This window comes from Arthrobacter sp. 9V (genome assembly GCF_902506065.1).
GTDB lineage: Bacteria > Actinomycetota > Actinomycetes > Actinomycetales > Micrococcaceae > Arthrobacter.
On sequence record NZ_LR732927.1, the window covers coordinates 1 to 1,167 of the forward strand.

Annotated in this window: 2 protein-coding genes; both read left to right on the plus strand. The window is 71.0% G+C overall.

The features are described 5' to 3' along the window. Positions 1-593: hypothetical protein (locus BACI9J_RS22395; RefSeq protein WP_159736620.1), on the plus strand; the 593-nt coding region annotated here is incomplete at its 5' end. 175 nt (positions 594-768) lie between these two features. Then, the coding region (locus BACI9J_RS22400; protein ID WP_159736621.1) for an amino acid permease at positions 769-1,167 on the plus strand (399 nt) is incomplete at its 3' end.

The window sequence follows — 1,167 nt, forward strand, 5'->3', positions numbered from 1 at the left end:
TGGGTGAGCTGACCGTCGCCGAGGACCTTGCGCTGCCGCGGGACTACGCCGACGAGATGCGCGAGCTGGTCCGCGCCGAGTACGCCGACCTGGTGTTCTTCGACGAGACGAAGCGCGCGATGGTGTCGATCGAGCAGCGCGTCGAGGTGCCGAACGCCACGTACCTCGCCCGCCAGCCGGAGTTCGACGCGAAGGCGATGGCCGCGCTCGAGCGTCGTGGCCTCGGTGTCCGCCGCCTCGACGATGTCCGACCCGACGCCGACGGTGCCGTGCAGTGGCGCATCGACCCGACCATCATCTCCACCGACGTCGAGTCCGACCGCAGCGGCAAGGACCTGGGCGCCGAGCGGTCGCTCGAACTCCTCGGGCAGGACGGCGAGCTCCCGATCACCTGGCGCACCGTGGGCGACTCCCGCAGCGACTACGCCATGGCGGACTGGCTGCACGCCAACGGGTACGAGGTCGCGCACGTCGACGTCCGTCCTGCCGACGGTGTGCCGGCCACGCCGTACCCGGTGCTCACCGCGCCCGACGGCGTCATCCACGACGAGGCCGGCGCCCGGTTCCTGGCGGACTGGCGCGCCGCGCGCTGACGCGGCCGCGGCCCTGGACGCACCCGCCCGCCGACCGAGCGGTGCGCGCCGGACCGCCACCGCGCCTCCCGTCCGTCCCCGGACCGGCCCACCGTCCGGCCGGACGCTTTGCGTGACACAGTGGTACACCAGTACCCTTCCGAGGTCCGCCACCAGCCGATGACGGGATCCACCCATGGCAACGAAGATCCGCATCAAGTCGATCGAGGCCTCCCTGGCCGACTCCGAGGAGCAGGGCAGGTCCCTGAAACGCTCCCTGAAGACGTTCGACATCGCCGCGATGGGCATCGCGGTCGCCGTCGGCGCCGGCATCTTCTCGGTCGGCGCGAACGCCTCCGCGAACTTCGCCGGGCCCGGCGTGATCGTCTCCTTCCTGCTCGCAGCCGTCACGTGCGGCCTGGCGATCATGTGCTACGCCGAGTTCGCGTCGACGATCCCCGTCGCCGGCTCCGCGTACACGTTCACGTACGCCACGATGGGTGAGCTGCTCGCCTGGATCGTGGGCTGGGACCTCATCCTCGAGACCCTCACGGCCAGTGCCGTGATCGCGAAGTACTGGGGCATCTACCTCAGC